Origin of the sequence: Pseudoalteromonas translucida KMM 520, assembly GCF_001465295.1 — a bacterium.
GTDB classification, from domain to species: Bacteria; Pseudomonadota; Gammaproteobacteria; order Enterobacterales; family Alteromonadaceae; genus Pseudoalteromonas; species Pseudoalteromonas translucida.
In genome coordinates this window covers 1,358,865-1,383,758 of the sequence record NZ_CP011034.1, presented here as the reverse complement: position 1 = coordinate 1,383,758, position 24,894 = coordinate 1,358,865, and the positions used below count along the sequence as shown (strand labels likewise).

22 protein-coding genes are annotated in these 24,894 nt (G+C 39.1%); 13 read left to right on the top strand and 9 right to left on the bottom strand.

What is annotated here, in order from left to right; genetic code table 11:
* Positions 1-115 precede the first annotated feature (115 nt).
* Positions 116-919: a 4-hydroxy-tetrahydrodipicolinate reductase gene (dapB, locus tag PTRA_RS06565; RefSeq protein WP_058373146.1), complete on the bottom strand. Its 804-nt coding sequence runs from the start codon at positions 917-919 to the stop codon at positions 116-118.
* Positions 920-1,227: 308 nt separating this feature from the next.
* Here dapB and PTRA_RS06560 point away from each other — a divergent pair, with 308 nt between their 5' ends.
* Positions 1,228-2,541 (top strand): Na+/H+ antiporter NhaC family protein, encoded by a 1,314-nt coding sequence (locus tag PTRA_RS06560; RefSeq protein WP_058373145.1) that lies wholly within the window; start codon positions 1,228-1,230, stop codon positions 2,539-2,541.
* A 118-nt stretch (positions 2,542-2,659) separates the two neighbouring features.
* Positions 2,660-3,448: a hypothetical protein gene (locus PTRA_RS06555; RefSeq protein ID WP_058373144.1), complete on the top strand. Its 789-nt coding sequence runs from the start codon at positions 2,660-2,662 to the stop codon at positions 3,446-3,448.
* A 104-nt stretch (positions 3,449-3,552) separates the two neighbouring features.
* On the opposite strand, the gene PTRA_RS06550 is transcribed toward PTRA_RS06555, so the two are convergent.
* Positions 3,553-4,350, bottom strand: a complete 798-nt coding sequence (locus PTRA_RS06550) for a M48 family metallopeptidase (RefSeq protein WP_058373143.1) — start codon at positions 4,348-4,350, stop codon at positions 3,553-3,555.
* A 202-nt stretch (positions 4,351-4,552) separates the two neighbouring features.
* Between PTRA_RS06550 and PTRA_RS06545 the strand changes: the two genes are divergently transcribed.
* Positions 4,553-5,755, top strand: a complete 1,203-nt coding sequence (locus PTRA_RS06545; RefSeq protein WP_058373142.1) for a Bcr/CflA family efflux MFS transporter — start codon at positions 4,553-4,555, stop codon at positions 5,753-5,755.
* Positions 5,756-5,782: 27 nt separating this feature from the next.
* On the opposite strand, the gene grpE is transcribed toward PTRA_RS06545, so the two are convergent.
* On the bottom strand, positions 5,783-6,400 hold the full coding sequence (gene grpE, locus PTRA_RS06540) for a nucleotide exchange factor GrpE (RefSeq protein ID WP_058373141.1): 618 nt from the start codon (positions 6,398-6,400) through the stop codon (positions 5,783-5,785).
* 57 nt (positions 6,401-6,457) lie between these two features.
* Complete coding sequence (locus tag PTRA_RS06535; RefSeq protein WP_058373140.1) at positions 6,458-7,423, bottom strand: HrcA family transcriptional regulator; 966 nt, start codon at positions 7,421-7,423, stop codon at positions 6,458-6,460.
* 167 nt (positions 7,424-7,590) lie between these two features.
* Between PTRA_RS06535 and nadK the strand changes: the two genes are divergently transcribed.
* From nadK to recN, 3 genes are all read left to right on the top strand, one after another.
* Positions 7,591-8,475, top strand: a complete 885-nt coding sequence (nadK, locus tag PTRA_RS06530) for an NAD(+) kinase (protein ID WP_058373139.1) — start codon at positions 7,591-7,593, stop codon at positions 8,473-8,475.
* Positions 8,476-8,552: 77 nt separating this feature from the next.
* Positions 8,553-9,110: a hypothetical protein gene (locus PTRA_RS06525; protein WP_058373138.1), complete on the top strand. Its 558-nt coding sequence runs from the start codon at positions 8,553-8,555 to the stop codon at positions 9,108-9,110.
* 75 nt (positions 9,111-9,185) lie between these two features.
* Entirely contained in the window at positions 9,186-10,859 is a 1,674-nt protein-coding gene (gene recN / locus PTRA_RS06520; protein WP_058373137.1) for a DNA repair protein RecN, read from the top strand.
* A 708-nt stretch (positions 10,860-11,567) separates the two neighbouring features.
* On the opposite strand, the gene PTRA_RS06510 is transcribed toward recN, so the two are convergent.
* Positions 11,568-11,906, bottom strand: a complete 339-nt coding sequence (locus tag PTRA_RS06510) for a Grx4 family monothiol glutaredoxin (RefSeq protein ID WP_004335359.1) — start codon at positions 11,904-11,906, stop codon at positions 11,568-11,570.
* A 266-nt stretch (positions 11,907-12,172) separates the two neighbouring features.
* Between PTRA_RS06510 and PTRA_RS06505 the strand changes: the two genes are divergently transcribed.
* From PTRA_RS06505 to PTRA_RS06490, 4 genes are all read left to right on the top strand, one after another.
* Entirely contained in the window at positions 12,173-12,754 is a 582-nt protein-coding gene (locus PTRA_RS06505; protein WP_058373135.1) for a superoxide dismutase, read from the top strand.
* Positions 12,755-12,964: 210 nt separating this feature from the next.
* Positions 12,965-14,887, top strand: coding sequence for a PrkA family serine protein kinase (locus PTRA_RS06500; RefSeq protein ID WP_058373134.1), 1,923 nt, complete (start codon positions 12,965-12,967; stop codon positions 14,885-14,887).
* A 30-nt stretch (positions 14,888-14,917) separates the two neighbouring features.
* Positions 14,918-16,201, top strand: a complete 1,284-nt coding sequence (locus PTRA_RS06495) for a YeaH/YhbH family protein (RefSeq protein WP_058373133.1) — start codon at positions 14,918-14,920, stop codon at positions 16,199-16,201.
* 19 nt (positions 16,202-16,220) lie between these two features.
* On the top strand, positions 16,221-17,735 hold the full coding sequence (locus PTRA_RS06490; protein ID WP_058373132.1) for a SpoVR family protein: 1,515 nt from the start codon (positions 16,221-16,223) through the stop codon (positions 17,733-17,735).
* 78 nt (positions 17,736-17,813) lie between these two features.
* On the opposite strand, the gene PTRA_RS06485 is transcribed toward PTRA_RS06490, so the two are convergent.
* Both PTRA_RS06485 and PTRA_RS06480 read right to left on the bottom strand, forming a co-directional pair.
* The gene (locus tag PTRA_RS06485) at positions 17,814-18,785 is read right to left on the bottom strand and encodes a sensor domain-containing diguanylate cyclase (protein ID WP_058373131.1); all 972 of its coding nucleotides are present in this window, start codon (positions 18,783-18,785) and stop codon (positions 17,814-17,816) included.
* A gap of 5 nt (positions 18,786-18,790) precedes the next feature.
* Complete coding sequence (locus PTRA_RS06480; RefSeq protein WP_058373130.1) at positions 18,791-19,795, bottom strand: response regulator; 1,005 nt, start codon at positions 19,793-19,795, stop codon at positions 18,791-18,793.
* A 224-nt stretch (positions 19,796-20,019) separates the two neighbouring features.
* Here PTRA_RS06480 and tpx point away from each other — a divergent pair, with 224 nt between their 5' ends.
* Positions 20,020-20,601 carry a thiol peroxidase gene (tpx, locus tag PTRA_RS06475; RefSeq protein WP_058373129.1) on the top strand — a complete coding sequence of 194 codons (582 nt, stop codon included), beginning with the start codon at positions 20,020-20,022 and terminating at the stop codon, positions 20,599-20,601.
* A 74-nt stretch (positions 20,602-20,675) separates the two neighbouring features.
* Here the strand turns inward: tpx and adk are convergent, their stop codons facing one another.
* Both adk and htpG read right to left on the bottom strand, forming a co-directional pair.
* Positions 20,676-21,320 carry an adenylate kinase gene (gene adk, locus PTRA_RS06470; RefSeq protein WP_011327892.1) on the bottom strand — a complete coding sequence of 215 codons (645 nt, stop codon included), beginning with the start codon at positions 21,318-21,320 and terminating at the stop codon, positions 20,676-20,678.
* A 164-nt stretch (positions 21,321-21,484) separates the two neighbouring features.
* Complete coding sequence (htpG, locus tag PTRA_RS06465) at positions 21,485-23,401, bottom strand: molecular chaperone HtpG (RefSeq protein ID WP_058373128.1); 1,917 nt, start codon at positions 23,399-23,401, stop codon at positions 21,485-21,487.
* Between the two features lie 560 nt (positions 23,402-23,961).
* Here htpG and PTRA_RS06460 point away from each other — a divergent pair.
* Together PTRA_RS06460 and PTRA_RS06455 are read left to right on the top strand one after the other, a co-directional pair.
* The gene (locus tag PTRA_RS06460; protein WP_058373127.1) at positions 23,962-24,483 is read left to right on the top strand and encodes a hypothetical protein; all 522 of its coding nucleotides are present in this window, start codon (positions 23,962-23,964) and stop codon (positions 24,481-24,483) included.
* Positions 24,484-24,497: 14 nt separating this feature from the next.
* Positions 24,498-24,893, top strand: a complete 396-nt coding sequence (locus tag PTRA_RS06455) for a type II toxin-antitoxin system YafO family toxin (protein ID WP_058373126.1) — start codon at positions 24,498-24,500, stop codon at positions 24,891-24,893.
* Position 24,894 lies beyond the last annotated feature (1 nt).

The following is a 24,894-nucleotide window of genomic DNA, read 5'->3' as shown; positions in this document are numbered from 1 at the left end:
AAATTGGCTGCATTTTACATTAAGTTTTCTTTTAGATCTAACGCTATTTAGTAAATTATAATAAATAACTGCTTGTACCTTTATTCAGACCCAAACAGCCGAAAGAACAACTTAACTACTTCAAATCTAGTACATCTTGCATATCATAAAGTCCTGCCGGTTTATTTACTAACCAGCTTGCAGCTCTTATAGCACCTAATGCAAAGGTCATTCTTGAGCTTGCTTTATGGGTTAATTCGAGCCTTTCGCCCATTGTTGCGAAGTATGCGGTGTGTTCACCTACTATGTCGCCGCCTCTGAGCACCGAATAACCAATTTCATTTTGCGACTTAGCCTGCTCAACTTTGCTGCGGTCGTATACGGCAACATCGTCGTGATCCCAGCCTTTTGCATCAGCAATGGCTTCGCCAATGGCCAGCGCAGTGCCCGACGGCGCATCTATTTTATGGCGATGATGCGCTTCAAAAATTTCAATATCCATATCATCGCCAAACTTAGTGGCAGCTGTTTGCACTAAATTAAGTAATACATTTACCCCCACACTGTAATTGCGCGCAAATACGATAGGAATGTGGTTTGCAGCCTCGTGTAGTAATCTCATATCGGCTTCGTTAAGCCCCGTGGTACCAATTACCATAGGTACACCTTGCTTAACCGCTGTTTGTAAATGCGTGCGCATGCCGGCTGGCAAAGTAAAATCAATTAATACATCAACATTCGTTATATTAGCTTCATTACTAAAGGTTACTATTTTATCTGCAGCACTGTTTAGTTGATTAACATTAATGCCTAATAACGGTGAACTACTGCGCACATAAGCGGCTGCAAGTTCACTATGCTCTTTTGTACTTGCTGCTTCTAATAAGGCTGAGCCCATTCTGCCGTTGGCACCAAAAACACCGATTCTATTTTTTGTCATTACCTTACCTAATATTTTAATTTGCAGCACCTTGTGGATCGCGCGAAGATACTATTGATCAATCAACGCTATTTACTAGGCTAGATATTACCTAAATAGCATGTAATAGTCAGGTCACACTTTGAATTTAAATAATAATACCAGTTTACTTTAGCCGTCTATACATTTAAACTTCTTTTTCAGCGTCGATTTGGTCTTTGGCTTGCGGGCGCAGTGGTCTCCTAGTTTAAATACAGTGGAGGATTCGCTAAACACAGCTAAAAGAGGAGTTTTGGCTGTGATCTTTTTTCAATAATACGAGGAATATGATGCAGCCATCATTTAACAAAAACAAAGCAATACTTTCTTTGCTTCCCCTACTTACCTTTGTAGCGATATTTTTAGGCTCAGGCTTATATTTACAATCGCAAGGGGTTGATTACGCTTTTTATCAATTACCTGCCCCTGTAGCAATTTTACCTGCCATTATTCTGGCTTTTATTTTAAATAAAACCTCAATCAACCAAAGCGTCGAAACCTTTATTAAAGGTGTAGGTAATAACAACATAATTACCATGTGTTTAATTTACTTACTTGCGGGTGCGTTTTCTGCTGTTGCTGGTGCTACAGGTGGTGTTGATGCAGTTGTTAACGCTGGTTTGTCAATTATTCCACCTTCTTTATTACTCCCTGGATTGTTTTTAATTGCCGCCGTTATTTCTACCGCCATGGGTACTTCAATGGGTACTATTGGTGCTATTGGCCCTATAGCGTATGCAGTATCGGTTAAAACAGGTATAGATCCAGCACTCATGGCCGGTACTATAGTATCGGGCGCGATGTTTGGTGATAACTTATCGATAATTTCAGATACCACTATTGCAGCCACCCGTACTCAGGGCTGTGAAATGAAAGATAAGTTTAAAGAAAACCTTAAAATAGCTATTCCAGCCGCTATTGTCACAATTGCGTTGTTGTTATATTTAACACCCGCTGCACAAGTTGTTGAAACCAAAGATTACGACATTTTATTAGTGTTGCCTTATGCCTTTATTTTAGTGCTTGCAGTGATGGGCTTTAACGTATTTGTAGTTTTGCTTAGCGGTATTATTTTTGCTGCCCTTATGGGTTTTACTGGTAGTTACGAAGGCGCCAGCTTTGTAAAAGATATTTATAAAGGCTTTACCGACATGCAAGAAATATTTTTGCTGTCGATGTTTATAGGCGGTCTTTCTGAATTTATTCGCCTTAATGGTGGCCTGGATTACATAGCGCAAAAAATCCAATCAATTACCAAAGTGATTGCTAAGTGGCATAGAAAAGTGGCAGACCAACTTGGTATTGCGGCGTTAGTAATGGCCAGCAATATGTGTATTGCTAATAACACCGTGTCTATTATTGTTACCGGCCCAATTGCCAAAAAGCTTGCCGATGACGGTAATATTACAGGCAAACGCTCAGCTAGTTTGCTCGATATATTTGCCTGTGTAACGCAAGGTACACTGCCTTATGGCGCGCAAGCATTACTACTTGGAGCTACATTTAAAATTAGCCCATGGGAAGTATCAACTTCTTCTTACTACTGCTTTATATTAGCTTTTAGTGCGATTGCGGTTATTTGTCTGCGCAGAAATAAAGCATAAATTAATGTTACTGCGTTGTAGCTTAGTGATTAAGCTACAACGTGTAATATAATAATTAACAAACCACCTCCCTTTGCTTATACTAGCGCTCCCGCGTGTCACTCTAATTATTATTATTATGAAACTAAAAAAATTACTTCCCGCTTTATGTTTAAGCACTTGCGCTTTATCTACCTCAGCTGTTGCTGCTAATTGGAGCAGTACTGCTCTACACATTAATTATGGCGAGCAAACAAACCCATTTACAGAGCAAGAGTCAGATACCGCTGTGTATTCAATTCAGCACGCATCTGGTTATGATTACGGCGATAACTTTTTCTTTATTGATTACAGTAAAGACGACCTTGAAGATGGCTTTCAAGACCGTGATTTTTATGGCGAATGGTATTCAACCGTTAGCCTATCGGCTATTACCGGCCAGCAGGTTGGTTCGGGCGCGTTAATTGATGTTGGTTTAACCGCCGGTATTAACGTAGCAGGAGACGCCAAGGTAATGAAATACTTACCGGGTGTTAAATTAAGCTGGGATGTACCTGGATTTAACTTTTTTCAGACATTGGTAACTGCCTACATTGATGACAGTGAAGGCGTAGCAAAAGGTGGCGCACCAATAGAGACTAATAGCTGGATGTTTGATGTTGCGTTTGACTACCCATTTATGATTGGCGCGCAAAAATTTAATGTAAAAGGCCATGTTGAATACATTGCTGAGCGTGAAAATGAATTTGGTCAAGATGTGCGTGCGTGGTTTTTAGCGCAGCCTATCATTACCTGGGATTTAGGTCATGCCCTTGAAATGAAAGAAAACACCCTATTACTAGGGATGGAATGGCAATATTGGCATAACAAATTTGGCACTGATGTAACAGAGTCGGTACCACAACTTCATGTTGAGTGGACATTTTAAGCTTTAATCAATAGCTATTTACTCAGTAAATAAAGGTTAGCACTGAATATAAAACTCCCTGTAAGTAATTACTCACAGGGAGTTTTGTTTGTAGTTAAACTAGATTACAGCTTACATTGTGGGTTTTTACCCTGTGCTCTTGCTGTTTTTTGCTCTCCTAATGCTTGGCTCATTTGTGCTTGCAAGTCTTTAATGCGGCTTGCTGGTGCTGGGTGAGTTGATAAAAATTCAGGCGTTGCGCCACCACCCGCTTTACTCATGTTTTGCCATAAAGTAACTGACTCTTTTGGATCAAAACCAGCTTGCGCCATTAAATCCAAGCCAATTTCGTCAGCTTCTGATTCGTGCGAACGACTAAACGGCAATACAACACCATATTGTGCGCCCAAGCCCAAGCCCTGCATAATTTCGTTACGATACCCAACATTGGCCATTTCAAGAGCTGCTCCGCCAATTTGCATGCCGGTTTGTAGCATTGAGCTTTGCGATACACGTTCGTTCGAATGCTCTGCAATTACATGCCCTACTTCATGGCCAAGCACTGTAGCTACTTGGTCTTGGTTAGTAGCCACTTTTAGCAGCCCTGTATGCACACCAATGTAACCGCCTGGCAATGCGAACGCATTCGCTGAGTCATCTTCAAATACTACTACTTCCCATTTTTGCGACGCGTATTCTTTTGGTAATACAGCCACTACTTGCTCTGCAATACAATTTACATACGCGTTAGTTTGTGGATTTTTATTAATAGGCTGATTTTTTTTCATCTCAGCAAAACTGGCTGTGCCCATTTCACTCATTTGTTGATCAGAATAAAGCGCAATTTGGGTGCGCCCTGTTGGTGATGTTTTACAGCCAGCCAGCACTGCAGTAGCTAATATAGCTATCACGAGTTTTTTCATTATATTCCCTCAAATTATATTTTTTGTTAGCACTAGAATAGCAAATACCACCGCCGTTTAAAATAATTGCTTTTTAGCAAGTAACAATAAATTTTTGTTATTCATTTACCCATTAAAATTAACTTAGCAGGCAAACTAAGTTTATCCAATCTGCATGCCCTGTTACACTACACATCCTGTTTAGTAATGATTGAGTTTATAAATGCCTGCCTCGGCTTCGTCTTTTAACACCCGTATTTTATTGCCTTTACTCGCCAGTATTGTGGCAATTACGCCTTTAGCAATTGATATGTATTTACCGGCAATGTTAGTTATTGCGGGTGACTTACAAACCAGTATGCCTAACGTACAAATATCGTTGAGTATTTATTTAGCGGGCTATGCATTAGGGATGTTATTTTTTGGCCCTATTGCCGATCAAATTGGTCGCCGTAAACTGGCTAAAATTGGCTTAACTTTATTTGGTATAACGTCATTAGCTCTTGCCTTTACTACCGATATATATGCATTTTGGGTATTGCGTACCGTGCAGGCATTTACCGGTGCAGCCGCAACCGTGGTAGTACCTGGAATAATTAGGCATATTTACCAAAAAAACACCGCCAAAGGTATGTCTTATGTGTCGATGATTATGATGGTAGCGCCGTTACTTGCACCTTCAATTGGTTCGCTTATTTTAGGGTTTTCTGTTTGGTCTACCATCTTTTTAATTTTAGCGGCCTACAGCTTTATTATTTTAGCCTTTGTGCATGTGTATTTAATCGACATTCCTATTTTTAAAAGTAACCTTAAAGGGCTGCCATTATTTTTTAATAGTTATAAAACAATACTAAGCAACAAAGATGCACGTGCCGATATTTTAAGCTCTATGTTTGTATCGTTTGGATTTTTTTGTTTTTTAACCTCAGTGCCGTTTGTATACTTAGACCTATTTAAAGTATCGGAGCAGTTATTTGGCATTTTGTTTGCATTTAACGTTGTAGCGCTCATGTTGGGGAATTTTTTAAATACTCGTATTGTGCCGCGAATTGGCTCTCGTAAAATGCTCTACTACGGATTAATATTTGGCTTACTTTCGGGCGCTGCGTTACTTACTTTTAGTGTTATGCAGCTGTCGCTTTACTTTATTGTTGGCGCTATTGCACCACTTATGATGAGCTTAGGCATAATAGCCAGTAATGCCGACTCACTTATTTTAATGAAGTTTGAAGCAAATACAGGCACAGCAACCGCGGTTATTGGCACGTTACGCTTTGGTAGTGGTGCTTTGGTCGGCCCGCTATTAGCGATATTACATGCTAAAAGTGCCGTGCCTTTTTCAAGCTTGATGTTTGGCGCTGTAATACTCACTGTTTTAGTGCAATTGGTTCACTATTTAAAAAGCAAAAAAAATGCCTCAAATTGAGGCATTTTTTAAATCATTTATAACAACTTAAGCGTCAGCTGCTTTAGATACCATAACCATAGCTGGGCGTAATAAACGTCCGTTTAAGGTGTAGCCTTTTTGCATTACCGCTAATACTGTATTTGGCGATACATCGTTGCTTGGCTGAATTGACATAGCTTGATGAAATTCTGGATTAAACTGCTCACCCTGTGGATTAACAATTTCAACGCCAAATTTTGCCACAGCATCGTTAAAGCTTTTTACCGTCATGCTAATACCTTCAAGCACAGGCTTTAGCGTTTCGTTTTCTTTATCAGAAAACTCAATTGCGCGCTCTAAGTTATCAATAACCGGAAGTAATTCGTTAGCAAACTTCTCTAGTGCAAATTTATGTGCTTTTTCTACATCTTGCGCGGCACGGCGACGCATGTTTTCAACATCAGCAGCGGCGCGAACTACACCATCTTTTTGATCTGCTATTGTTTGCTTTGCTACTTCAAGCTCTGCATATAACATTGCAATTTCAGCTTCAGGGCTTTGCTCTTGATCTTGCTCTGCGTGTTCTTCTGCTGCTTGTACTGCGGCTTCAACATCAGCTTCCATTTTTGCTAGGTCTTCGTTTAGTTCTACTTCTTGTTCTGGGTTTTGTCTCTGTTCAGACATAAATATGTGCTCCAATTCTTTACAACTGCGGTAATTATGGGGATTGAATTAAAAGATTCAAGAGTTAGCTGTCTCAATTAATTTAAATTCTTGGATTATTTTTTCGATTGGCGCTGATTTTGGACAAATTACACAAAAACGACTCTGATATTCTTGATTTTGAAAGTACGGCAAGCTAATCACAATCAATTCGTTACAATCTGAAAAAGGGAGGTTTTCAGTATTAAGTACCGACACCCCATTTTTAAATACTAGTTTGTCTTCAACAAAATTTAAAAAAGACACCCCAATGTTTAGGCTTTGCTCGCAATCTATTTGTTTATACAAATAGTTTTCACCAACCACAATACTATTATCAGATCCAAGCTTTTGGCTTAGTTCACGCGTCCACTGGTTCAGTGAATCATGACAGTTACGCGGCGCAGTATTTGCCATTGCCTGCATACGATACAAACCTTCTATTAAGGTTTGTTGGCTAAATACTGTATTTAACCACGTGGCAAACTGATAACGCACACTATCACTTGCGTCATCGGGCTTATTAATACAAATGTTATGGCTTTGCCCTGCTCTGTCTATTAATAAAATTAACCAATCAGTGGAATCAAAATCGAGCACTTCCACTCTAAATACTTGTTGCGAGCGTACTTGTGGCAAACCAACACAACAACACACCTGATAACGCTGACTTAAACCATGCGCTAATTCAACTAATTGTGTTTGCGCGGGTTGCCAGTAATTAGCTATATCGGCGAGTGCAAAAAATTCCTCAAACCAATAATCAAATCCGTAGTCTGTTGGCACGCGCCCCGCTGATGTGTGGGGTGAGTAGAGTAAACCCACTTTTTCTAAACGTGCCATGGCATTACGTACTGTAGCCGAGCAAACTGCCATACCTTTTAGCTTGGCAATTTTTGTTGATGGCACAGGTAAACCCTCACCATTACAATACGTGCTCATTACAGCCGCAAAAATTTGTTGATCTCGTGGGTTTAGTTTCATGGTTACTGCATCTTGTCTCATGTGCTTTATATCGGGGCAGAGCTTCTTAATTTCAAGTGATTAGCTATACGACACCTAAATTAATGAGCTGCAGGATTAATTCATGGCAGTATTGCTAACGATCTGTATTTTCAAACACTTCTGTTTTAGGTTACTCTACAAATATTAAAACTTGCTGTGTATTTATTATGGATTCTCCTTTTCGCACTATCGGCCTTATTGGTAAACCAAATCATCCAGATGCGGCGGCAACCTTGCAACGCCTGCATACATTTTTACTTGCGCTTGGTTTTGCAGTTATTGTAGAAAAACGTACAGGAAGCCAACTTATTGATATACCCAAAAATAAGTTAGTTAAACTGGTCGACTTAGGTGAACAAGCTGATTTAGCCATTGTAGTAGGTGGCGATGGCAATATGCTTGGCGCAGCGCGTGTATTAGCACGCTTTGATATAGCCGTTATAGGTGTAAACCGAGGCAACCTTGGGTTTTTAACCGATTTAAACCCCGAGGGTTTTGAAGCCAGTTTAGAGCAGGTACTCAGCGGCGAGTATATTGAAGAAAAGCGCTTCTTACTTGAAGTAGAAGTGTATCGTCATAACGAGCTTAAAAGTGCTAACTCTGCTGTAAACGAAGCCGTTTTACATGCCGACAAAGTAGCGCACATGATTGAGTTTGAAGCCTTTATAAATAACGACTTTGTGTTTTCTCAGCGCTCTGATGGACTTATTGTATCTACCCCTACCGGCTCAACTGCTTATTCACTATCGGGGGGCGGCCCTATCCTTACTCCTGAGCTTAACGCAATAGCGCTAGTGCCTATGTTTCCACATACTTTATCGAGCCGTCCGCTGGTAGTTGATGCTGATAACGAAGTGCGCTTAAAACTAAGCCTTGAAAACACCGATAGCTTGCAAGTTAGCTGCGACAGCCATGTAGTACTCGCCGTTTTACCCGGTGATGAGGTAGTCATTAAAAAAGCCGATAAAAAGCTGCGCCTTATTCATCCTAAAAATTACTCTTATTACAACGTATTACGCCAAAAGCTCAATTGGGGCAGTCGTTTATACTAATTTTATTGCTAAGTATCGTGCTTTAGAGCAAAATATATTTTTTATAAAATAGCTAACCCAATCAGGATTGTGCGGCAATGACTTATATTGTTTTTTTTGCTTTATTATTATTAATTACATTATTAGCTAGTTATTTAATTGTTGAAAATAACCGTAAAAAAGCCATCGAAGCGAAAAAAAAGCTTTTTAATGCTCGAGTATCACAAGTTAATACTCGCTTAAAGCTAAAGCTCAATGAGTTACTTGACGCTAAACTTATCCGCCCCAAATATCTGCCACGCATACAAGCAATTATAAGCAATTTTTTTGTGGTGCAAGCTCACACGGATGAAAACCTAAACCAGTTAGAAAGTACTGCCGATTTACTTATTAATGTACTGTCGAACGAGTTAATTAAAACTTATCAAAGCAATGTTTCTCAAAATTTAGTCGATAATATCCAGTACTTTGTAGCAGAACTTCCCTCGCAAGGTATTTTATATAACAAGACTTTTTATCAAACTATTTTACCCGCCCTGATTGTTAATATTAAAACAGAAGACATAGAACAACTCGCTGATAATATTAATAATGCTGACGAAATAAGCGAAATTAATAGCCATTCTAAAATTATTCAAGATGAAGAAATTGCGTAAGTCATAAAAATTTAATTTGCAAAAAACCAAAACACTGTATAAATTAACAGTTAATTGACTGGATGGATAAACAGTATGTTAATTGGTTTAGAAATTAAAAATTTCGCAATTGTAAGTAATTTAAGTACAGAGTGGCAAAACGGCATGACCGCAATTACCGGTGAAACGGGTGCGGGTAAGTCGATAGCCATTGATGCCCTTTCGCTATGCTTAGGGGAGCGCGCCGAAGCCTCTGCTGTGCGCCCAAACACAGATAAAGCGGAAGTGTGCGCGCAATTTGATTTAAGTAATTTGCCCCTCGCTCATGCTTTTTTAGAACACCATATGTTGAGCAACGCCGATAACGAATGTTTATTGCGCCGCGTGGTGTGTAAAAATGGCCGCAGCAAAAGCTACATTAATGGCAGTGCTGTAACTGCAGCGCAACTAAAAGAGCTTGGCCAGTATTTAATTTCTATTCATGGCCAACATGCCCACCAACACTTGTTAAAAGCCGAGCATCAACTGCAGCTACTAGATGCCTATGCTGGACATCATAATTTGGTCAGTGACGTTAGCCAAAGCTATAAGCAATTTGCTAATTTACAAAAAGAATTTAAACACTTACAACAACAACAGCAGCAACAATCTGCGCAAAAACAACTATTAGAGTACCAAGTAGCAGAGCTTAATGAGTTTGCCCTACAAGAAGGTGAATTTGAACAAATAGAAGCTGAGCATTACAAATTAAGTAATAGCCAAACGATTTTAGAAACGTGTCAGCGTGAGTTACAGCATTTATACGAAAGTGATGAGCAAAATGCTTGTTCGTTATTGCAACACAGCGCGCAACAATTTTCTGAGCTGGCACAATATGACGAAACGTTAGCAAGCGTAGCTACATTGCTTGCAGAGGCCGCAGTACAAGTAGAGGAAGCTAGCCGAGAAGTACGCAGTTACACTGAACAGGCCGATTTAGACCCAGCTCGCTTAGTAGAGGTAGAAAACAGATTAAGCGGCGCTATGGATTTAGCGCGTAAACACCATATTAAACCGCAAGCATTGGTTGAATTTCACCAAGCTATTAGCCAAGAGCTTGAGTCTATTAGCAATAACAGCTCTCGCTTAGAGCAGTTAGAATCTGAAATTGAAAACACACTTAGCCATTATCAACATGCTAGTGAACAACTAAGCCAAAGCCGCCGTGAGTATGCTAATACACTAAACCACTTAATTAGTGACAGCATGGCAAACCTGTCAATGGAAAACGGCATATTTGAAATTGCCCTAACTCAAGAAACCGAACGCGCACCCAATAGCTTAGGTTACGACAATGTATCGTTTTTAGTGTCAACCAACCCAGGGCAACCATTACAACCATTAGCAAAGGTTGCTTCGGGTGGTGAGTTGTCGCGTATAAGTTTAGCTATTCAGGTCATTATTGCGCAAAAAGTCACAACACCTACCCTCATTTTTGATGAAGTTGATGTGGGGATCTCTGGGCCAACGGCCTCTGCTGTTGGTAAGTTATTGCGTCAATTAGGTAAGTCTACCCAAGTGATCTGTGTTACCCATTTACCGCAAGTAGCCAGTAGCGCGCATCAACAGTTTTTTGTTGCTAAAGAAATAGCAAATGGAGAAACCTTTACCCAAATGCTGCCTTTAAACAAAGATGGCAGAGTTAACGAAATAGCCCGCCTATTAGGGGGTGACAATATAAGTAAAACAGCAAAAGCAAACGCTAAAGAGCTAATAATGGCACACGCTTAGTATTAGTTTTGTGCGTTTATTTTAATAAGTGATTAGTAGGGTTAAGGATTAAAATGCAAAATACAGTTGCCTACTTTTGTTTAACTGCGGGCTGGTTAGTGTTAATAATTAGCCTCGCTTTTCTGATTTTGAGTACCTTTAAACATACTCACTTTAAGCAGGTTTTATTGCGCTATTTAAATACAGCATTGGTGTGGCAGTTATTGGTCACGCTGGTTTTTATAATGAATAATACAACAGCCACTTTAAATAATTTTATTATTAGTTGTGGGCTCATAATTACATTGCAATTACTATGTAATTTAGCTTGTTATTTAGGTTTAAAACGCGCAAAAGCTAAAGGCAGGCCCTCGTTAGATCATTTTTCTATGGACTAAGTGTTACTACATTTTATTCAAGCAATAAATAAAGTACTTACAGTGTGATAAAGCGCTTTAATGTGGTGTTCTAATGTTGGCTTTTAGTAGGTATTTTATCGGTAAGCTACGTTAACTTTTTAAAGCTGAGGGCTCTGGTTGCATAGCGGTTATGCTTTCAAGGCTGGGGCTGCTTTGTAAATTTTTAATACTAAAATCATACATAAGAAACGATTAATAAAAAACAATAAAACCACTATAAAACCACTATAAAACCACTATAAAAGTGGTTTTATTGTTTTAGCAAAATTTTGTATCAATATACCTTAAAAAGCGTGTTTATTGAGATATATTATTCTGCGTCAGCTTCTTTATATTTAGCTGCTGTTTCAGTAATTAGTGGTTGTAATTCACCACGTTGAAACATTTCGATGATAATATCACAACCACCAACTAATTCGCCATCTACCCATAACTGTGGGAATGTAGGCCAATTTGCATAAGCAGGAAGCTCAGCACGAATGTCTGGATTAAGTAAAATATCAACATATGCAAATGGTTCACCACATGACATTAACGCTTGTGATGCTTGTGAAGAAAAACCACAGTTAGGCAACTTAGGCGATCCTTTCATGAAAAGGATTATTGGGTTTTCTGAAATTTGCTGTTTAATTTTATCAATGGTTTCCATCTACAACCTCAAAATGACGATAATTTAATATACCTAGGCCTTGAAAATAACTCAGTGAGACCATAGATCTATAACTTAAAATGGGCAAATAAAGCCGCAATTGAAATAGTCTTTAGCAACAGCATTGCTGTTTGCTAAAACTTGAGTAGAATACTCAACAATTATAGTAACACTATATTCCCGTTTGGTATAGATAACTGGCCTGTTCCAACAGGCATTACGTATTACTAAATGGACTATTAACTAAAAGAAGATGGAGATAAAAAATGGCATTTGAACTACCGTCACTACCATATGCAATTGATGCACTTGAGCCACATATTTCAAAAGAAACTCTTGAGTTTCATCATGGTAAACACCACAACACTTATGTTGTTAAACTTAATGGCTTGATCCCAGGCACTGAGTTTGAAAACAAATCTCTAGAAGAAATCGTATGTTCATCAGACGGTGGCGTATTTAACAACGCTGCACAAATCTGGAACCATACGTTCTACTGGAACAGTTTATCGCCAAATGGCGGTGGCGCACCTACTGGCGCGGTTGCTGATGCAATCAATGCTAAATGGGGCTCTTTTGATGCATTTAAAGAAGCATTAAACGACAAAGCAGTTAATAACTTTGGTTCAAGCTGGACTTGGTTAGTTAAACTAGCTGATGGTTCACTAGACATAGTTAACACTTCTAACGCTGCTACACCATTAACTGATGATGGCGTTACTCCAATCCTAACTGTGGATTTATGGGAACACGCTTACTACATCGATTACCGTAACGTTCGTCCAGATTACCTTAAAGGTTTTTGGTCGCTAGTTAACTGGGAATTCGCGAACGCTAACTTCGCTTAATTAGCCCTTAAAAGCTAAATTTAAAAAGACGCTGCGGCGTCTTTTTTTATGCTTGGTCAATTACCACCTCCCTGTACTAGTACCTCTTATATTAAAAAGTCAAGATCATAATTTTTAATATAAATTTTTAATTTTATTGCACAAAAATTCAAAATCGTGACTAGACTTTAAGAAGTTAAGCTATTTTTAAAGTGGGTTTTGGAGGTCTTTATGACGATTTTTGATCATTACCAAGCACGATACGAAGCTGGACAAGAAGAAGAGTACAGTATCGCTGAGTTTTTAGATATTTGTAAAACCGACAAATCTGCCTATGCAAGTGCCCCTGAGCGCCTACTAATGGCAATTGGCGAGCCACAAATGGTAGACACAGCAACAGACGCACGCTTAAGTCGATTATTTTCTAATCGTGTTGTAGCACGCTACCCTGCCTTTGCCGATTTTTATGGTATGGAAGATGCCATCGAGCAAATTGTTTCTTATTTAAAACACGCCTCTCAAGGTCTCGAAGAGTGTAAACAAATTCTTTATTTATTGGGTCCGGTTGGTGGTGGTAAATCATCAATTGCCGAAAAACTGAAATACTTGATGCAACAAGTACCAATTTATTCTATTAAAGGCTCCCCTGTAAACGACCATCCGCTGTCATTATTCGACCCGATTGAAGATGCTAAATTACTTGAACAAGAATACGGCATTAAACCTCGCTATTTAAAAACCATTATGTCGCCTTGGGCCGGAAAACGCTTAAAAGAATTTAACGGAGACATTAGCCAATTTAAAGTGGTTAAGCGCTACCCTTCTATTTTAAATCAAATAGGGATTGCCAAAACAGAGCCTGGGGATGAAAACAACCAAGATATTTCGGCACTAGTGGGTAAAGTAGATATTCGTCAACTAGAACATTTTGCACAAAATGATCCCGATGCTTACGCCTACTCTGGATCTTTATGTTTAGCAAACCAAGGCTTAATGGAGTTTGTTGAGATGTTCAAAGCGCCTATTAAGGTACTGCATCCTCTGCTAACAGCCACCCAAGAGGGTAACTATAACGGTACTGAAGGTATTAGTGCTCTGCCCTTTAACGGCATGATACTAGCCCACTCTAACGAATCTGAGTGGCAAACTTTTAAAAACAATAAAAACAATGAGGCATTCCTAGACCGGGTATATATTGTTAAGGTTCCTTATTGCTTACGTGTTACCGAAGAAATTAAAATTTACGATAAGCTACTTCAGCACAGTGAGTTGTACAACGCGCCGTGCGCCCCGGGAACACTTAAAATTTTAGCGCAGTTTTCAACGCTATCACGATTAAAAGAGCCTGAAAACTCGAGTCTTTTTTCAAAAATGCGAGTATATGACGGCGAAACCCTAAAAGACACCGACCCAAAAGCTAAATCGTATCAAGAGTATCGAGACTATGCTGGGGTTGATGAAGGTATGACAGGACTTTCTACCCGTTTTGCTTTTAAAATTTTATCGCGAGTATTTAATTTTGACACCCTAGAGGTTGCTGCGAACCCAGTACATTTATTTTATGTGTTAGAACAACAAATTGAGCGTGAGCAATTTTCATCTGATACTGAAGAGCGTTATCTGAGTTTTTTAAAAGGCTATTTAATTCCACAATATGTTGAGTTTATTGGTAAGGAGCTGCAAACCGCATACTTAGAGTCGTATTCTGAATACGGACAAAATATTTTTGACCGTTATGTTATTTACGCCGATTTTTGGATTCAAGATCAAGAATATCGCGACCCTGATACTGGCCAACTATTTGATCGAGACGCCCTTAATGCAGAACTTGAAAAAATAGAAAAGCCAGCGGGTATATCTAATCCAAAAGATTTTCGTAACGAAATAGTAAACTTTGTGCTTAGGGCTCGAGCGCACCATAACGGTAAAAACCCACTGTGGACCAGCTACGAAAAATTGCGCACTGTGATCGAGAAAAAAATGTTCTCTAACACCGAAGATTTACTACCCGTTATTTCGTTTAATACCAAAACCTCTGCCGAGGATCAGCAAAAACACGAAGACTTTGTTAATCGTATGGTCGAAAAAGGCTACACACAAAAACAAGTGCGGTTGTTATCTGAATGGTATTTACGGGTTAGAAAATCGCAATAACCTTCATGTTGGTAGTTTAGGAGGTAATTAATGGCGCATTTTATAGATAGGCGATTAAACGCAAAGAATAAAAGCACGCTTAATCGCCAGCGCTTTATTAGGCGCTATAAAAAACAAATTAAAGAAGCGGTTTCTGATGCGATTAATAAACGCAGTGTCACCGACGCAAGTTCGGGAGAGAGTATTTCTATTCCGCAACGCGATATTAGCGAACCTACATTTCATCAAGGCAAAGGCGGCAATAGAGAACAAATACACCCAGGGAACGATCAGTTCTCTACTGGCGATAAAGTAGAGCGCCCTAAAGGTGGGCAAGGTGGTGGCGCAGGAGGCGGTGAAGCGAGCGACTCGGGAGAAGGCCAAGATGAATTTGTATTTTCGATTTCAAAGGATGAATATTTAGATTTATTGTTCGAGGATTTAGAGCTGCCAAACCTGCAAGAAAATCAGCTCGACAAACTAGTACAAATGAAAACTCATCGCGCTGGTTTTTGCAGCGATGGTATGCCAAGTAATATTGATATTGTACGCTCACTCAAAGGCTCGTTAGCACGGCGCGTGGCCATGAGCGCAGGTAAAAAGCGTTTATTAGCAGAGCTTGAAGCTCAGTTAGTTATTTTACTTGCACAAGCACATCCTGATAAAGCTGCTATTGTGCTGTTAAGTAGTGAAATTGAACTGATTAAAAAGCAAATTAAGGCAGTGCCTTTTATTGATAATTACGACTTACGTTTTCGTAATTACGAAAAACGCCCTCACCCTACCAGCAAAGCCGTGATGTTTTGTATTATGGATGTGTCTGGCTCTATGGATCAGGCCACAAAAGACATGGCTAAGCGCTTTTATATTTTGCTATATCAGTTTTTAACACGCAGCTATAAAGACATTGAAGTGGTATATATTCGCCATCACACGCAAGCTAAAGAAGTTGACGAACAAGAGTTTTTTTACTCCCAAGAGACCGGCGGCACGATTGTTTCGAGTGCCCTTAAACTCATGGACGAAATAATTAAAGAGCGCTACAACTCTGAACAATGGAATGTGTATGCCGCGCAAGCGTCTGATGGTGATAACTGGGCAGACGACACACCGCAATGTGGACAAATTTTGCGTAATAAATTATTAAACGCAGTGCGCTATTTTGCCTATATAGAAATAACCACGCGGGCGCATCAAAGTTTATGGCGCGAGTATCAAGACATAACCCAAAGCCATGCTAATTTTGCCATACAACATATTCAAAGCGTTGAGGATATTTACCCTATTTTTAGAGAGCTATTTAAAAAAGGTCGTCAGCAGCAAGGGGCTGCATAGCCTAAGCGAGGTAGTAAATATGAAGGATAAACATATAAGTGATGGCCCAGATTGGACTTTTGAGTTATTGGCCCAGTACCGTGATGAAATAGCCCGTGTTGCACAGCACTATCGCTTAGACACGTACCCTAATCAAATTGAAGTGATCACCGCTGAGCAGATGATGGATGCCTATTCTAGCGTTGGTATGCCTATAGGCTATAGCCATTGGTCATACGGTAAAAAGTTTATTCAAACTGAGCAAAATTATAAACGCGGTCAAATGGGATTAGCCTACGAAATCGTCATTAACTCCGATCCGTGCATTGCCTATTTAATGGAAGAAAACACCCTGCCCATGCAAGCACTGGTTATGGCGCATGCTTGTTATGGGCATAATTCTTTTTTTAAAGGGAATTACTTATTTAAAACCTGGACCGACGCCGGCTCAATTATCGATTACCTACTGTTTGCTAAAAAGTACATTAGCCGCTGCGAAGAAAAATACGGTATTACTGAGGTAGAAACCCTGCTCGACTCTTGCCATGCGCTAATGAATTACGGCGTAGACAGATACAAGCGCCCGCAACGTATTTCATTATTTGAAGAACAAAAGCGCCAGCAAGAACGAAAAGACTATCTACAATCACAAGTAAACGAGTTGTGGCGCACTATTCCAGCGCAACAACAAGAAGCTAAAAAGCATGAGCGTCATTTTCCACAAGAGCCACAAGAAAATATTTTATACTTTATTGAAAAAAATGCGCCGCTGCTAGAGTCATGGCAGCGTGAAATCATTCGGATTGTACGTAAAATATCGCAATATTTTTATCCGCAAAAACAAACCCAGGTGATGAATGAAGGTTGGGCTACATTCTGGCATTATACTATTTTGAATCACTTATATGACGAAGGAAAATTGACTGATTCATTTATGATGGAGTTTTTACAAAGCCACACTAATGTGATCTATCAACCGCCTTATAATAGCCAATATTACTCGGGTATAAACCCTTATGCTCTGGGCTTTAATATGATGGTAGACATTCGCCGTATTTGTGAGCAGCCAACAGAGGAAGATAAACGCTGGTTCCCGCAGTATGCTGGCAGTAATTGGCTCGACACGCTGCACTTTGCAATGCAAAACTTTAAAGATGAGAGTTTTATAAGCCAGTTTTTATCGCCTAAACTGATCCGTGACTTTAAATTATTTACTATTGTTGATCATACAAATAACTCTCACTTAGAAATAGGTGCTATTCATGATGATAATGGTTATCAAGCAGTGAGAGAAGCGTTGTCGGCGCAATATAATTTAAGCAATCACGAGCCTAATATTCAAATCTATAATGTTGATATTAGAGGCGACAGATCACTTACATTACGTTATGTGCCGCACAATAATATTCCGCTCGCTAACTCACACGATGAAGTGCTTAAACATCTGTACCGTTTATGGGGGTTTAAAGTAAAGCTAGAGCAAGAGTCGAGTAGCGGTGAGGTTTCTATTCTTAGTCAATGTCCAATAGATGATTATCGTCATACTACAGAGTAAATAACCTAGGTTATGGATAATAGATTTATTAAGCAACGCTGCATACTCGCGTTAACTAACCAATGTAAAAAATGACGCTTAGCCGTCATTTTTTACATTGTCAAACATAGTAATACTATTTCTACCATTATGTTTTGAATTATAAAGTGCTTTATCGGCCGCCTCAATCCAGCGTTCATGATTTTTAAATTCATTACTATAAGAGGCAATGCCAATACTGACCGTCATACTCACTAGCTGATCTTTGTAAACCACCGGAGTTGCCGCTATTAGCTCGCGTAAACGCTCAGCTATTATCAGTGCTCCTTGTTTATCGGTATCGAGTAAGGTGATAGCAAATTCTTCACCACCGTAGCGCCCTGCTATATCGGTTTCGCGCAAAGTGTCTTTTAGTAGTTTTGCAATATGACGCAATGCCTCATCACCACAACTGTGGCCATACTCATCGTTCACTTTTTTAAAGTGGTCAATATCAAACATTAATAAAGTACTGCAACCACCACTGCGTTTAGTACGCAAAAACTCTTGGCGTAACGTATGCTCCCAATGCCCTCGGTTAGCGAGCTGCGTTAAGCTGTCGGTTTGACTCACTTGCTCAAGTTTTTTATTTAACTGTTCGAGTTCTTTTTTATTAACGGCTACATCGGTTACATCGTAAATAATAATGCATATATGCTCAACGTCACCACGGGTATTTGTTAGTGGAATAAAAGTGGCGTTTTGGTACATATAATCTGCTTTACCGGTAATTGGTCGATAGTTTTTAAAGCGAAAAATATAAGGCTGCTGTTCCCAAATTGTAAACGAGCGGTTTTTTAATACAAATACGGATTCAGATTTACTTCTAAACCATTTTTCATCTATTGCGGGAAATAAATCAAACAAGTCTTTGTGCTTAACTGCGCTTGGCAGTAATCCTGAATGATTTTCCATAAAACCATTCCACACACACACTTTATATTCTCTGTCGAGCACCACTAGGCCCACATCAACAGTATTAAACATATCCATTAACCAATGGATTTCATTCATATTTAAATCAGCTGACATAATCGTTAATCTTCTAATAGGTAGGCAACTTTGTACTTCAAAGTTTTTAGTGAGTCTTCGGTAAATAACAACATCAAATCGCAATTTATATCGTGGTTTTCAATACCGTAACTTATTTCAATTGCTAAGGTACGTTGCCAGCGTGGTTTGTTAGATTTAACCAGCTCTGATACATCTCGGTGCTGGCCCAGGACTATGGGATGCCCTTGGCTAAATGTCATATCGAGCTGCTTAGAGAGTCCTGTTAAAATAGCGCCAATAAGTATATTGCTGATATCCATTAACAACTCTAGCTCTACTTTTTCGTTAAGCTCACCGTCGTAGTTCATTAGCGATGCTATTTCTTTAAAGCTCGAGTCATTTAAAAGTAATAACGCTTCTCCTGATACACCGCCGCCTATAAAACCTTGGCAAATACCCGAGGTTGAGGTGCTGTTATCAATTGAGCGCAGCGCCATATCAAGCTCATTTACCTCTAAAATATTAACATTTGGTATGGGCAGCTTAACAAATACATTCAGTAACCTTGCCAGCAGATCCCCTGCTTGCCCCATGGCTACGTTAGTAAGCTCTTGGTATATATCTCGCACATCTGGGTCTACCTGCTCACCTAACGAATGCGCAAGGCGTTCTCGTATTGCTTTGTCTTTAATGCCGTGATGTTCAATAATAGTGGCTAGCTTTTCTGCGGAGCAAGGTTTTTGAATAAAATCAATTGCACCTAGTTCTAATACACGCTCATGTGCCGCCGGCTGAATATCGCCAGAAACCACCACAGTGAGCACATTAAGACCCAGCTCTCGTATTGCTATGAGTACTTCATAGCCATCCATTTCCGGCATATTTAAATCAAGAAAAAGAATTTCGGGCTGTAATTTTTTTATTTGGTTTATACAATCTACACCGTCATGCGCAAATTCAATTTTAATATCCCAATCCTCTGGCAAAGATCGAGCTAACTGGCGTCTAGCTAATTTTGAATCATCACATATTAGTACCGATGTCGACATATTCTCTCTCTATTTTGACCCTATTCTAGGTATCAAACTGCATTAATAAAGGTTTAATTATTATTTTTATATACATATTTTTTACATGTGTATGTTATATCAAAGTATACCTTGTTTACAATTTTTGATTAATAAATAAAAGCACATGCTTATTCTGCTTGGTGAGCACTTCGAGTATAATACACTTAACGCTATTACAGCCTGAATCTAAAAGGAAATACCCTATGTTTCGCTCGTTAATTTTTGCATTAAGTGCATTTAGTTCTGTGGCTTTTGCTGCCGATTATACCGAAAACACGCTTGATGCAGGCAAAGTCTCTGCACAAGGCAAACCTGTTACTTTATTAGGTGAGGGAGTTGCTATAGGTGATAGCGCACCAGAGTTTAAAGTGGTCGACGCTAACTTTACCCCTGTTACATTGAGTGCGTATAAAGGCCAAGCCGTTTTGATTAGCGTAGTACCTAGTTTAGATACCGGTATTTGCAGCCTACAAACTAAACACTTTAACGAAAAAGTAGCACAACAATTTCCAAACATAATCATGTTGACCATTAGTAGCGATTTACCTTTTGCGCAAAAACGTTTTTGCAAAGCTGAGAACATAGATAAGGTAATTGTGCTTTCTGATTCGGTATGGCACGACTTTGGTCAGAAGTATGGATTTATAATTAAAGATATGGGGCTGTTAACACGCGCTGTACTTATTTTAGATAAAAACCATAACGTGGTTTATAAGCAATTAGTGAGTAGCCTTGCAACTGAACCAGAATACGCCAGCGTGATTGAAAAACTAAAGGCACTCTAAATTAACCTAAACTCTGCACAAAAAAACCGCTAAATTTTACATTAGCGGTTTTTTATTTAATATAGGACTGTAAATTAGCCTAATAGCTCACCTAACTGTTTGCTAATAGCATCAACAGCTTGTGTACCATCTAGCTTATGATACTGGGTGTTACCCGCAGCAGCTTCTGCTTGGTAGTAATCAACCAATGGCATAGTTTGCTCATGGTAAATACCTAAGCGTTTACGTACTGTTTCTTCTGTATCGTCTGCACGAATAATAAGCTCTTCACCTGTTTCGTTGTCTTTATCTGCCACTTTTGGTGGATTATAAACAACGTGATAAACACGACCAGAACCTGGATGAACACGACGTCCACCCATACGCTCAACAATCACTTCATCAGCAACATCAAATTCAATAACGTGATCAACCACTACGCCATTTTCTTTCATTGCATCAGCTTGTGGAATAGTGCGTGGAAAACCGTCTAATAAAAAACCATTTTCGCAATCAGCTTTAGTAATACGCTCTTTTACTAAACCAATGATAATATCGTCAGAAATTAACTGGCCTGCATCCATTACTTTTTTTGCTTCAAGACCCAGTGGAGTGCCTTCTTTAATTGCTGCACGTAACATATCACCAGTCGAAATTTGTGGAATACCGTATTTATCCATCAAGTACTGAGCTTGAGTGCCTTTACCTGCACCCGGCGCGCCCAAAAGAATAATGCGCATATCATTGTCCCTTAGTAATAGTTTGTTTTTTGAAGCCTGAATTCTTCCATAAGCGCCGCCGATACTCAAGCAACTTATACTAATTGATAAGTCATTCGCGGGCTTATAGCGGATAAAAAAGGGAACTTACGTTCCCTTTTAACTTAATCTTTCATTTTTTAAACTTATTTGCTTAATTCAAGCATTAGTTTATTTAAGCGAGTTACAAACCCTGTAGGGTCTTTAAGTGTGCCACGCTCTGCAAGTAGCGCTTGGTCAAGTAGTACATGCGACCACTGTGCAAACTTATCTTCGTCTTGCTCATCATTTAAATGCTTAACAAGTTGATGCTCTGGGTTTAGCTCAAACACAGGTTTTGCTTCAGGAGCAGCTTGACCAACCGACTCCATTAGCTTTTGCATTTGTGAGCTCATGTCGTTGTCATCGCTAACAACACATGCTGGAGAGTCGGTTAAACGATGCGTAAAGCGTACTTCTTTAACTTCATCACCTAACGCCGTTTTAATACGCTCTACTAAACCGGCAACTTCTTTTTCAGACTCTTCTTGCGCTTTTTTAGTCTCTTCGTCGTCAAGCTTACCTAAGTCTAAATCACCACGGGTGATTGATTGTAGTTGCTTATCAGCAAATTCAGTTAAGTGGCTCATCATCCACTCATCTACACGGTCGCTTAGCAGTAATACTTCAATGCCTTTTTTACGGAAAATCTCTAAATGCGGAGAGTTTTTCGCAGCAGTAAACGTGTCAGCCACTACGTAGTATATTTTGTCTTGGCCTTCATTCATGCGCTCAACATATTGCTCAAGCGATACATCTTGCGTTGCTGAATCGGTATGCGTAGAAGAAAAACGTAATAGTTTACAAATTGCTTCTTTATTAGCTGCATCCTCTGCAGGGCCTTCTTTGATCACTTGACCAAATTCATTCCAAAATACTTGGTAATCGTCAGCTTTGTTTTTAGCCATACGCTCAAGCATTTTAATAATACGCGATGTACACCCTTTACGAATAGCTTGCGTTACTTTGTTGTCTTGTAAAATTTCGCGAGATACGTTTAGTGGTAAATCGTTTGAGTCCAATAACCCTTTTACAAAACGTAAATAACTTGGCATGAACTGTTCAGCGTCATCCATGATAAATACGCGCTGTACGTACAGTTTTAAACCACTTTGGCGATCACGATTCCATAAGTCGAATGGCGCTTTTTTAGGGATGTATAACAAACTAGTGTATTCAGTTTTACCTTCTACCTTGTTATGCGCCCAGCTTAGTGGGTCTTCCCAATCGTGGCTTACGTGTTTGTAAAACTCTTTGTATTCGTCATCTGAAAGCTCTGACTTATCACGAGTCCACAGTGCAGTAGCGCGGTTAATACTTTCCCACTCACCTGGTACTGCTGGGATTTTTTCGCCATCTTCACCTTCAGACTCTGGTACTTCTGCTTTGTACATTTGTACTGGGGTCGAAATATGATCCGAGTATTTAGTCACTATGCTGCGCAGGCGCCACTCATCAGCAAACTCTTTTTCTTCTTCGCGAAGATGTAAAATAATGTCGGTACCACGGCCCTCTTTTTCAATTTCTTGCAGCGTGTACTCGCCTTCACCTTGAGACTCCCACTCGTAAGCCGTTGTTTCGCCGGCTTTACGGGTACGTACCGTTACTAAATCTGCCACAATAAATGCTGAGTAAAAACCAACACCAAACTGACCAATTAACTGCGAGTCTTTACTTTGATCGCCAGTTAAGTTTTTGAAAAATTCAGCAGTACCCGATTTTGCAATAGTACCCAATGAGCTTATTACTTCATCGCGTGTCATACCAATACCATTATCAGAAATAGTAATGGTGTTAGCTTCTTTGTCAGCGCTAATACGTACACGTAAGTCAGCGTCGCCTTGGTACAGATCACCTTGTGATAATGCTAAAAAGCGTAACTTGTCTGCTGCATCTGAGGCATTTGACACAAGTTCACGTAAAAATATTTCTTTATTAGAATAAAGAGAATGGATCATTAAGTTGAGTATCTTACCCGCGTCTGTTCCAAACTCATGTTTTGTAATGTCTTTTTGATTTGTCATAATGTTACCTTTCATTATTTGGTACACACTTTGGTACACAAGTGAATAATTGAAGTTCTTACCATGACTGAAATATTGTGCTTGTCGGTGGGTATTTCAAGGGGGAATTTGTAAATTTGTCGTAGACTTAACAACAAACCTATTATAGCTTTATTACGCAATCATAATACAGCACGATATTATAATTGTAGGTTGATGACTCGATACTCTGTAAAAGCCCGCTTAATTGCGGGCTTTTTGTGAGTAACGCTTTTCAGCTAGCCTGCTTGTGCCGCGTCCCAATACAGCTAATGCCAACAATCTATTCAAACTTTTGTTGATAAATCTATCTCATATGTATAGTGTAACTTCTGTAAGTGATGGAATTGGCATTAAAATAGATCATAATTAAGCCCTTATTAAGGCCTGTTAGGTATAATTATTTATACTGATTTTTCTATTTTCCTTGTTTTCTATCTCAATACATGGATAATCTGCGCACTATTTTATTGTTAGTTAGAATGAAGTAGTTTGATTTAATGCGCTATACTAGGAGTATCGCTATGTTTAAGGGGACTGTTATGTTGTTAGCAACTTTGGTTTCCAGTGCTTTTTCCGTTAATGCTTCGGAAGAGGTTAGTTTTTTAATACCAAGCAAGTCAGTAGCTACTAATATAAGTGCTAGTGATATATCTATTAGGCTTGGGCAAAAATTAGTACAACTTGATAAAACTTTACTTCAAGCTCGTCAGGTTTATTTTGATCTGTCTAATTCTGACACCGTTAACCAAGAAACCTTAGCAAACTTAGATGATTTAGTTAGTCTAGATTTAGCTCTTCGTGGTGTGTCTGAATACCTGAAAAGAAATTGGAGCCTTTACAACCAAGATATATTAAATGCACACGGCCCTGTAGTTCATCAAAACTTTAAAGACTTAGTTTCTAAATCTGGGCAGTTGAGAAAGAATATATCTAATATTTGTAGAGTATTAGGAAGCTCTTTAAAAGAGACTTCTGTTAATAAAAATTGCAGTTTCACACCTTCTGAAGATTTTTTTATAGCAGCTAACGCAGTTAGTAATGAGATTTTTAATATTCATTAACTGAGAAATTTACATTGGAAGTATCATTACAGTTTAGCGCATCACTTGAAGCCGGAATAAAAAAACTCGGCAAAGATGTAGAGCCTTTAAAAAAAGATCTTAAGACTTATTTCACCACACAAGAGAAGCCTCATTACATAGGTAAAGATGCACCCTTTTTGCGGCCTGATAATATTCAAGATTCTGAGGTACACCACCTTCATATATATATCGAAGGAGTATCTTGCCCTGATAAGTGGGAAAGAAATAAAACTTCTGATTCCTATATCGTCTACACTTATGGATATATGAATGAAGAGGCTCATTACGTATTTGCCGTAATCCATAATAACGCACATGAAAAGTGCAAAGATTATGGTTATATGCGTGGCCTCAAGCAAACTGCTGATGACTTTAGAAATAGAAACTAAT

What these genes read in the sequence shown, in the direction of transcription:
- PTRA_RS06535 (WP_058373140.1), bottom strand. Translation starts at nt 7,423, where the DNA reads ATGAGACAAGATGCAGTAACCATGAAACTAAACCCACGAGATCAACAA.
- PTRA_RS06525 (WP_058373138.1), top strand. Translation starts at nt 8,553, where the DNA reads ATGACTTATATTGTTTTTTTTGCTTTATTATTATTAATTACATTATTA.
- PTRA_RS06495 (WP_058373133.1), top strand. Translation starts at nt 14,918, where the DNA reads ATGGCGCATTTTATAGATAGGCGATTAAACGCAAAGAATAAAAGCACG.
- tpx (WP_058373129.1), top strand. Translation starts at nt 20,020, where the DNA reads ATGTTTCGCTCGTTAATTTTTGCATTAAGTGCATTTAGTTCTGTGGCT.
- adk (WP_011327892.1), bottom strand. Translation starts at nt 21,320, where the DNA reads ATGCGCATTATTCTTTTGGGCGCGCCGGGTGCAGGTAAAGGCACTCAA.
- nadK (WP_058373139.1), top strand. Translation starts at nt 7,591, where the DNA reads ATGGATTCTCCTTTTCGCACTATCGGCCTTATTGGTAAACCAAATCAT.
- PTRA_RS06485 (WP_058373131.1), bottom strand. Translation starts at nt 18,785, where the DNA reads ATGTCAGCTGATTTAAATATGAATGAAATCCATTGGTTAATGGATATG.
- htpG (WP_058373128.1), bottom strand. Translation starts at nt 23,401, where the DNA reads ATGACAAATCAAAAAGACATTACAAAACATGAGTTTGGAACAGACGCG.
- PTRA_RS06550 (WP_058373143.1), bottom strand. Translation starts at nt 4,350, where the DNA reads ATGAAAAAACTCGTGATAGCTATATTAGCTACTGCAGTGCTGGCTGGC.
- PTRA_RS06555 (WP_058373144.1), top strand. Translation starts at nt 2,660, where the DNA reads ATGAAACTAAAAAAATTACTTCCCGCTTTATGTTTAAGCACTTGCGCT.
- PTRA_RS06500 (WP_058373134.1), top strand. Translation starts at nt 12,965, where the DNA reads ATGACGATTTTTGATCATTACCAAGCACGATACGAAGCTGGACAAGAA.
- grpE (WP_058373141.1), bottom strand. Translation starts at nt 6,400, where the DNA reads ATGTCTGAACAGAGACAAAACCCAGAACAAGAAGTAGAACTAAACGAA.
- recN (WP_058373137.1), top strand. Translation starts at nt 9,186, where the DNA reads ATGTTAATTGGTTTAGAAATTAAAAATTTCGCAATTGTAAGTAATTTA.
- dapB (WP_058373146.1), bottom strand. Translation starts at nt 919, where the DNA reads ATGACAAAAAATAGAATCGGTGTTTTTGGTGCCAACGGCAGAATGGGC.
- PTRA_RS06505 (WP_058373135.1), top strand. Translation starts at nt 12,173, where the DNA reads ATGGCATTTGAACTACCGTCACTACCATATGCAATTGATGCACTTGAG.
- PTRA_RS06460 (WP_058373127.1), top strand. Translation starts at nt 23,962, where the DNA reads ATGTTGTTAGCAACTTTGGTTTCCAGTGCTTTTTCCGTTAATGCTTCG.
- PTRA_RS06480 (WP_058373130.1), bottom strand. Translation starts at nt 19,795, where the DNA reads ATGTCGACATCGGTACTAATATGTGATGATTCAAAATTAGCTAGACGC.
- PTRA_RS06490 (WP_058373132.1), top strand. Translation starts at nt 16,221, where the DNA reads ATGAAGGATAAACATATAAGTGATGGCCCAGATTGGACTTTTGAGTTA.
- PTRA_RS06545 (WP_058373142.1), top strand. Translation starts at nt 4,553, where the DNA reads ATGCCTGCCTCGGCTTCGTCTTTTAACACCCGTATTTTATTGCCTTTA.
- PTRA_RS06510 (WP_004335359.1), bottom strand. Translation starts at nt 11,906, where the DNA reads ATGGAAACCATTGATAAAATTAAACAGCAAATTTCAGAAAACCCAATA.
- PTRA_RS06560 (WP_058373145.1), top strand. Translation starts at nt 1,228, where the DNA reads ATGCAGCCATCATTTAACAAAAACAAAGCAATACTTTCTTTGCTTCCC.